The organism is Leptolyngbya sp. BC1307 (assembly GCF_002286735.1).
GTDB lineage: Bacteria > Cyanobacteriota > Cyanobacteriia > Phormidesmidales > Phormidesmidaceae > Phormidesmis.
Genome location: NZ_NRTA01000089.1, coordinates 1 through 8,018, shown reverse-complemented (window position 1 = coordinate 8,018; position 8,018 = coordinate 1). Strand labels below are relative to the sequence as shown.

The window sequence follows — 8,018 nt, the reverse complement described above, 5'->3', positions numbered from 1 at the left end:
CTATTTGCCTATTTTCGCAGTAGTGAGCACAAGTCCCGGCAAAACTATCTCAAGCTCCTGCGTCATCCGTTTGAGGACTATGTGCTCAACGAATATGCCCAAGCCTACCTGAGCGCTCATGGGCTAGCGTCTCGCCATTTAGAGAAACTGAGCTTTTCTGAGCAGGTGATTTGTCAGGGTGAATCGGCATGGGCAGCTTATTTAGAGCGCCTTGATATCGTCACCCCGCTCGCGGTTAGGTTGGTCACCGAAGCGGCTTTGCTCGGCAGTGTGATTAGCCATGGGGTGTCACCTGAGTTGATTATCCTCAGTGATGGTGCGCCGCAGTTTGTCTTGTTCGTCCATGCCCTGTGCTGGATACATATGGAACGTACCCTGCGCAAATTGAGCGGCGAAACCCCTGCGCAGCTCAACGAAATTGAAGCCCTGCGCTATCAGCTGTGGGCCTACTACCAAGCCTTGAAGTTTTATCGCCAAGACCCCTCTGCTGACGATATACCTGCATTCAACCGAGGCTTTGATGCCATCTTTGCACAGACCTTCGAGGACAATGCGCCCTTAAACGCGGTGCTCAAGCAGTTTACCAACCACAAGGCAGAACTCCTGCGCGTCCTGGAGATGCCAGCGCTGCCTTTGCATACCAATGCCGCTGAATCTGATATTCGCGAGATGGTCACTCGTCGTAAGATTAGTGGCACCACTCGCCATGACTTGGGCAGGCAGGCGCGTGACACCTTTGTCGGCCTCAAAAAAACCTGTCGCAAGCTGGGCTTTTCGTTCTGGCAATATTTGACCTCCAGGCTCAAACACGATGACACTGTTCCCTTGTTGCCTGATGTCATTAGACAAAGAGCGGCTCAGGCAACGGCTCAGGCCCTGCCTGCTGAGTCGGCTTGTTTTGTTGCAAGCTAAAACAAGCTTGCCTTCTACCAGCGGTTATTGAGCTATTGCTAGTATAGGCTTTGTTGCACCAATATTCTGAGGGCTCTGTTTATCCTCATGAGCCCTCGCTATGAGGGCTTTTAGGCTTCGCAGACATAGCTATCCGGCTTGGCTACCTGAATGAATCATCCGGTTGAGCACTAAACACTGCACCATCAGCTCATTCTGCTGACGGTGCATTTTGCGCGAGGAAACTTTGCCGCCAAACGCCGTTTTCAAGACGTGGTTCAAGCGAGGGCAACACTTTTGATTGGGAATTAAAACCTCAAAGTCCGGCCAAATAGACTTCTGAAGGATCTATCCCTGACTCAGAGTGTTACCCTGGCGGAACCTGGGTTGAACCATGCCAGAACGAGTGGGTAAAAGCCCCAAGCAATTGCTGACTGGCCAGCCTCATCCCCATTGGCTAGAGCTGCTGGGATTTAGACGCTTCCAAAGAGCGTAGGTATTGACGAAATCAGTCAAATGGATCATCGCCGATGATGGTCTACTTTGTGCTGCGAGTGTTACCCTAAATTGGCCTTTTTTGAACCATGCCATCGCGACTACCTTCATGAAAACTACGACTGGTTTCAGGATGAGATGATGACGTATTCATGGAGTGCTGCTTCAGAAGCAGCGCGATCGCACTTCGACTTAAGCGGACGGGCTGCTGAACTTGCAGAGAAAAGCCCGCAACCTGCTGTCCTCTTGGCACATGGGGAGCAAGACGAGATGTTACCGGTTGCAGAGATACGGGCGCTTGGAGATAGGCTACGAGGTGCCTATGAAACACATCAAGCTGCCGAACGAGTCACCGTCAACACGTTTCCGCATCTGGCTCATCACCTAGATCCAACGGCTGAGACTAAGCCAGCGGTAGAAAAAGACCTCCAGTTATTTCGAGAAGCCGTGTCAGCGTGGTATCGGCTCTACTTGTTACAGTAACGACTATCTTGTTCTCGATTTTTAGAGCCGTTGCTTTTGAAGTTAGATGTAGAGCATTGTCATGGAATGGACTGATCTCAAACGACTAGATAGCCTAATTCTAGAAACTGAAGCGGCAGGTGCGCAGATTGAAGAAATTGGCGTTTCAGTTGAGGGGCGATCGCTCTACGGTGTTACTGTCGGTGATAGGACGGCTGCTCGCACAGTCTTCGTTATCGCAGGCTGTCACGCCGATGAAACGATTGGCCCCTTGACTGCTGTCTCGATGCTTCAAAGCTTAGTGCAGAAGCCTGTCGCAGGTGTAAGATTCAAGATTGTACCCGCTGTAGACCCAGACTTTCTACATCGCAATACAGTAAACATTCCAGCTAATGCTACCTTACGCGACTTACTCAGCGTAGAGACGCAGCACTGCCGTGATTTGGAAGGGTACTTTACAACTGATACTTATCCCGAATGCGTTGCAGTTCGCCGATGGATGCAGAAAACAGAACAGATAGATGCTTACTTTTCGCTGCATTCAGCAGGTTTAATTTCGCCCGGTTTGTTCTTTTATGTAGGTAGTGGATCTGACTCTCAGTGCGTTGATGTTGTAGCGAATTGCACCGCTGCTGCGACTCCTGACTACTTACCCTTGCTCTCGTATGACCCAACTGGAGAAACGCAGATAGCGTTAGCCCCTGGATTTCTAGAGATACCGATTCCCAAAGATAAATTATCAAGTTCAGGGAATCCGAACAGTTCTCTAGCATATGTTTCTCGCTACTTTAAGCCTAAGTTCATAGGTGTCTCTGAGATGCCCTTAGCCGTCTGCCCTGCACTAAATAACGTTGCGCTCTCTGAGATTGACAAGTGCAATCGTGAGTTTAGACAGACTGGTTATATTCCTCATCCATTTCAAGAAATCAGTCTTGACGATCAGCTTGCAGTCATGAGTACATTTGTTGAATCTGTTGCTCAATATTTCGCTACCGGCTGAACCTGGAAGCGGTTAGGACAGGTGCTTCAGTGTGCAGCTAGTCAAGGCGGTCACTATGAGTAGTTGCCTCGCGGTGTAAATGGTCTTGAAGAGGCGAAGCTTACAGAAATCGCACAAAGGATCGCTCTACACGATCAGAGTATGGAGCCTTCCTGCGCTGTCAACGAAAAGAACTCAGTTAGAAGTGTATCAATTGCTTGCTTAGAAAATCAATGAACACTTTTACGCGAAGAGAGTATCTTCGATTGGGTAAGTAAAGCGCATAGATCCCGCTGTCCACCTCAGCTTGAGGCTGAACTTGAAAATTAGTCAGGACTGTTTGCAACCGTCCGCTTCGGATATCTTCACCCGTCAACCAAGTCGGCATGAGGATAACACCTGTCCCATCTAGACAAGCTTGCCGCAGCAGCGCCGAATTATTGGCGCATATAGACCCCTGCACGCGCACGTCATAAGTTTTACCGGCCTGCTGAAACTGCCAGATGCCGTACCCAGAGGCGTAGGCAAATAGCAAGCAGTTATGCTGAGCTAAGTCATTAGGAAACTCCGGTTTTCCGCATCGCTCAAAGTAGTCTGGACTGCCGCAAACCAAACGAGTGTAGGAAGCGAGCTTGCGTAGAATGAGGTTGGAGCTAGAGCGTTCAAGATTGCCAACGCGAATGACTAAATCGAGTTCATCCTCGACTAAATTGGACAAGCGGTCGCTCATCTGTAAGTCTAGTTGAACATCCGGGTAACGCGATAAGAAATTAGCTAGTAAGGGAGCGATATGGAGCTGCCCAAACACAACGGGCAGACCCACCCTAAGCAAGCCATGAGGGGTGTCCGTCTGCTCTGTGACACAAAGCCTAGCTTCTTCGACATCTTGTAGAATCTTGACTGCTCTGTCGTAGTATTTCTGTCCTAACGGGGTCAGCGAAATGCTTCGGGTAGAGCGATAGAGCAGCTGAGTGTTGAGCAGTTTTTCAAGACTGTTTATCTGACGAGTGACTGAAGAAACAGCGAGTTTCATCTGTCTGGCCGCCTCTGAGAATCCACCGGCATCGACTGTTTTAACGAACGACCGCATAGCAGCGAGCTGATCCATTGGCTGTCTCACGATTTTTGCATTTTTTGCAAAGGTTATTAGCACAAACGCCATATTAACATTCCTGTTGAGGCCGCCTATAGTGAAGCAGTTGCCACTCAGATAAGGAAATCAATCATGGCACTGACGATTCGCATTACCTCTGATTTCATTTGTCCCTGGTGCTTAGTTGCCGAATCTAGACTGAGTAGAGCGATTGAACAATTGGACTCTTCTATAAAAATAGAGCGGGTTTGGCAACCGTTTGAACTCAATCCAGATATGCCAGAAGCCGGGATGGATCGCAAACGCTACCGCAGTGGCAAATTTGGTAGCTGGGCTTACTCTCAACAGCTAGATGCGCAAACGGTGCAGGCCACTCAATCAGACGATGTCGAATTTCACTACGACAAAATTGAGGTGACACCGAATACTTTCAACGCGCATCGTTTGACTTGGTTAGCAGGAAAAAGCGGTCTAGCTACCGAGATGGCCACACGCATTTTGCGCGCCTATTTCAGCGAAGGTCAGAACATTAGCCGCGTGGATACGTTAGTCGTCCTAGCGGCTGAGGTTGGACTAGAAGCTGAAGCTGTCAACGCCTTCTTATCGTCGGATGAAGGGGCTAAGGAAGTGCGGGTGTTGGAACAGCAGGTGATCGCGCAAGGGGCTCGCGGCGTGCCCAAGATACACATTGGTGACGAAACCATCTCTGGCGCACAGTCTGTTGAAACAATCGTTGTAGCGTTGCAAAAAGCTACTCGCGCTCTGGAGGTATCAAAAAAATAATTGTATCCGATCGCTTCTAGCCCCTAATAACCCGGAACCGTCATGGCCAACCCTTCTAGCTCAAGTCCCCAACGCACTGTAAAGCTTTATGGCCAGCCTAACTCACCTGCTGCCTACGAGATTCGAGACTTCCTCAGTCGCAGCGTCGTCGAGTTCCTTTGGGTTGAGCTAACCTGTGACGAGGACTGTCAAAGTCAACTAGGGCTTCCAGTCCTGAGCGAGCTTCGCTTACCCATCGTGGAGTTTCCTGATGGACATCAGCTCTTTTCTCCCACTATTCAAGAGATTGCGCAGCGGCTAGGTTGGGTCTCGCAGCCAAAATTTAAGGAATACGATCTGTCAATCTATGGTGCAGGCCCAGCGGGACTCAGTGCTGCCGTGTATGCCGCCTCGGAAGGGCTGCGGACGGTTCTCGTTGAACGTCAGGCGATTGGCGGACAAGCGGGAACCAGTTCACTGATTGAAAACTACATGGGCTTCCCTGAAGGCATTAGCGGCGCAGACCTCGCTGAAAGAGCCCGTCAGCAGGCTGTCAAATTTGGTATTGAGGTACTGCTACTAAGAGAGGGCGTTAAAGCGAGATTTGACAACAATCGCATCTATGTTGACATGGCCGATGGCAACAAGATGATTGCTCGCGCCAACATCTGCGCAACCGGGGTCGAGTACAGACGGCTTAACCTGCCTGATGAAGGTAAGTTCCTCAATCGCGGATTATTCTATGGTGCAGGCGCGAGTGAAGCGCCGATGTGTGAAGACGAACATGTGTATGTGGTGGGAGGGGGCAACTCAGCCGGTCAAGCTGCGATGTACTTCTCTCAATATGCTAAGCAGGTCACTATGCTGGTGCGCGGTAGTAACTTAGCGGCCTCTCTCTCTGATTACCTCATCAAGAAAATTACGGCTACTGACAATATTAAAGTGCTGTTTAATTCAAAGGTGACAGACCTGATGGGCGAATCTGCTCTAAAGCAGATAGAGATTACTGACAATAAAACAGATACAACCCAGCAGGTTAAAACTCAAAAACTGTTTATCTGTATTGGTGGCTTGCCTAACACAGACTGGGCAAAAGATACCCATATCATTCGCGATAAATCGGGCTATCTGATTACGGGTTCAGAGCTGCTGAAAAAAGGTCGTCCGCCAGCTACTTGGACATTGGATAGAGAGCCTTTCTATCTAGAAACAAGCGTTCCAGGTTCTTTTGCCGCAGGCGATGTTCGGCGCGGCTCTGTGAAGCGAGTTGCTTCTGCGGTGGGTGAAGGGGCTATGGCGGTCACGTTTGTGCATAAGTACTTAGGAGAGACTCAGTGAACTCAATAGACAAGCGTGCGATTGTGATCGGCGGTTCATTAGCCGGATTGTTCTCAGGGACGCTTCTGCGCTCTATCGGCTGGCAGGTAGATATTTACGAACGGTCTGCTCGCGAGTTGGATAGCCGAGGCGGCGGTGTCGTTTTGCAAGCTGATGTCGTTGTCGCCTTCCAACGGGCGGGGATTGCTACAGACAAATTAGGCGTTGATGCGACTGAGCGTTACTACTTACAGAAAGATGGCGGCATTGAGCAAATGCCGATGCGTCAGACGCTCACCTCTTGGAATATCCTCTACCGCTCGATGCGAAGGCACTTTCCAGACGAGCATTACCATCAAGGGAAGGTCTTAGTGCAGGTGCAGCCAGAAGGCGACAAGGTAACGGCCATTTTTACCGATGGCTCTCGTGAAACTGGAGATTTGCTGATTGGAGCTGACGGGCCAACTTCGACGGTGCGTCAGCAGCTTTTACCCACCTATGCGCCTCAGTACGCGGGCTATGTAGGCTATCGAGGCTTGGTCGATGAAGCTGACCTGGAGCCAGAAGCAGCCAAGATATTTACCGAGCGGTTTGTGTTTTATGATTTTCCCAACTCTCATATTTTGGAGTACGTCATTCCTGGTGAAAATGAGTCGCTCGTTCCTGGAGAGCGCCGGTTTAACTGGGTTTGGTACGTCAACTACGATGAGGAGACCGAGCTACCTCGTTTGCTCACCGACGAAAACGGTAAACGCAGGGACTATTCTATTCCACCAGGCATGATGGCTCCGGCTGTTGAGCAGGAAATGCGCGACTATGCGAATCTCGTGCTTGCCGCTCCCTTCAAAACATTAGTCGCCGCGACTAAAGAGCCTTTTGTACAGTCGATTTTAGATTTGGGCGTGCCGCAGATGGCGTTCGACCGAATCGCGCTAGTAGGAGACGCGGCTTTTGTCCCTCGGCCTCATACAGCGGCGAGTACCGCTAAGGCGGCGGCGAATGCGATCTCGCTGGTAGAGGCGCTCGTTGACCGTAGGCACAACGTCCCTAAAGCTTTACAGGAGTGGGAGGCCGATCAGCTTTCACTGGGAATGCACTTATGGCAGCGTGGTCGCAGCTTAGGGGATAGTTCTCAGTTCACGCACGGAAAGGGTCGAATAGAAGGATAGAATATGAAATCAGTCATGAGCCTTAGTCGATTCGAGGCATTTAGCGACGGCGTGTTTGCGATCGCCATTACGCTTCTTGCCATCGATATCAAAGTTCCGAACCTTGAGCAAGTTCCGCCATCTGCCGTTATCAATGAAATTATCCAGATCTGGCCGTACTTTCTAAGCTATATCACCAGTTTCCTAGTCATCGGTGTCCTCTGGTTAAATCACCACACACTCTTTCACTTTCTAAAAGGGATAGATAGAACAACTTTAACGATCAATCTATTCCTGTTGATGTGTGTGGCCTTCATTCCTTATGTGACTAACTTGAGTGTTGTGCTCTGACGGTAGAAAAATAATTGAGGCGTTATCTAGCGAGTCATGCAGGCACCCCCTTATTCTGCTTGTCAAACAATTTGGCAAACACCTGCGACGCCGATTCACCCTGTTCAAGACAGTCATGAGCAAAGAGGATTAGCTTTTCTATCAGCGCTTGCGATTGCTGGCGACAGACCTGCCCGATGGATTGTGTGAGCTGGGTAGGGCGCTTGCCCGGAGCCTTTGTCGGGGGTGGCAAGCAAGCCAAGTGCAAGATTGAGTAAGCCACGAACACCAACGTCCAATGGGTTTGAATGGATTCAAAGGTTCGCATCCGATACTCATCAAGCCCGAGATATTGCTTTCCATCTCGATAAAAGGTTTCTATCGGCCATCTTTGTAAATATTTGGCGAGCACCTGTTTGGCTGACCAGTCAGCGCGATTGGTCAGCAGCACAGCGTAAGTCCCGGTGAGCTGTGCAGTTTCAAAGCTAATCACTAAACGCAGCTTGCCAAAGCGGGGAATTCGGCAGCAGAAGGTAAAACA

Annotated in this window: 9 protein-coding genes; 7 read left to right on the top strand and 2 right to left on the bottom strand. The window is 50.0% G+C overall.

Annotated features, from left to right (window positions below; genetic code table 11):
• The 3 genes from CKL79_RS21600 to CKL79_RS21590 all read left to right on the top strand — a co-directional run.
• Positions 1-912: transposase (locus tag CKL79_RS21600; protein WP_141242221.1), on the top strand; the 912-nt coding region annotated here is incomplete at its 5' end.
• A gap of 612 nt (positions 913-1,524) precedes the next feature.
• Positions 1,525-1,869, top strand: a complete 345-nt coding sequence (locus CKL79_RS21595) for a hypothetical protein (RefSeq protein WP_121971600.1) — start codon at positions 1,525-1,527, stop codon at positions 1,867-1,869.
• A gap of 61 nt (positions 1,870-1,930) precedes the next feature.
• Complete coding sequence (locus CKL79_RS21590) at positions 1,931-2,848, top strand: M14 family zinc carboxypeptidase (protein ID WP_121971599.1); 918 nt, start codon at positions 1,931-1,933, stop codon at positions 2,846-2,848.
• 178 nt (positions 2,849-3,026) lie between these two features.
• On the opposite strand, the gene CKL79_RS21585 is transcribed toward CKL79_RS21590, so the two are convergent.
• A complete protein-coding gene (locus CKL79_RS21585; protein WP_121971602.1) occupies positions 3,027-3,935 on the bottom strand; it encodes a LysR family transcriptional regulator in 909 nt (302 codons plus the stop codon).
• 117 nt (positions 3,936-4,052) lie between these two features.
• Between CKL79_RS21585 and CKL79_RS21580 the strand changes: the two genes are divergently transcribed.
• From CKL79_RS21580 to CKL79_RS21565, 4 genes are read left to right on the top strand one after another with little or no spacing between them, the layout of a single operon-like run.
• A complete protein-coding gene (locus tag CKL79_RS21580) occupies positions 4,053-4,703 on the top strand; it encodes a DsbA family oxidoreductase (protein WP_121971598.1) in 651 nt (216 codons plus the stop codon).
• 42 nt (positions 4,704-4,745) lie between these two features.
• Entirely contained in the window at positions 4,746-6,020 is a 1,275-nt protein-coding gene (locus tag CKL79_RS21575; protein WP_121971597.1) for an FAD-dependent oxidoreductase, read from the top strand.
• Positions 6,017-7,168, top strand: coding sequence for an FAD binding domain-containing protein (locus tag CKL79_RS21570; protein WP_170944160.1), 1,152 nt, complete (start codon positions 6,017-6,019; stop codon positions 7,166-7,168). The genes CKL79_RS21575 and CKL79_RS21570 overlap by 4 nt, the downstream gene beginning before the upstream one ends.
• Positions 7,169-7,171: 3 nt before the next feature.
• Positions 7,172-7,498, top strand: coding sequence for a TMEM175 family protein (locus CKL79_RS21565; RefSeq protein ID WP_121971596.1), 327 nt, complete (start codon positions 7,172-7,174; stop codon positions 7,496-7,498).
• Between the two features lie 34 nt (positions 7,499-7,532).
• Here CKL79_RS21565 and CKL79_RS21560 read toward each other — a convergent pair.
• Positions 7,533-8,018 (bottom strand): transposase (locus CKL79_RS21560; protein ID WP_141242116.1); only part of this gene is annotated, 486 nt, incomplete at its 5' end.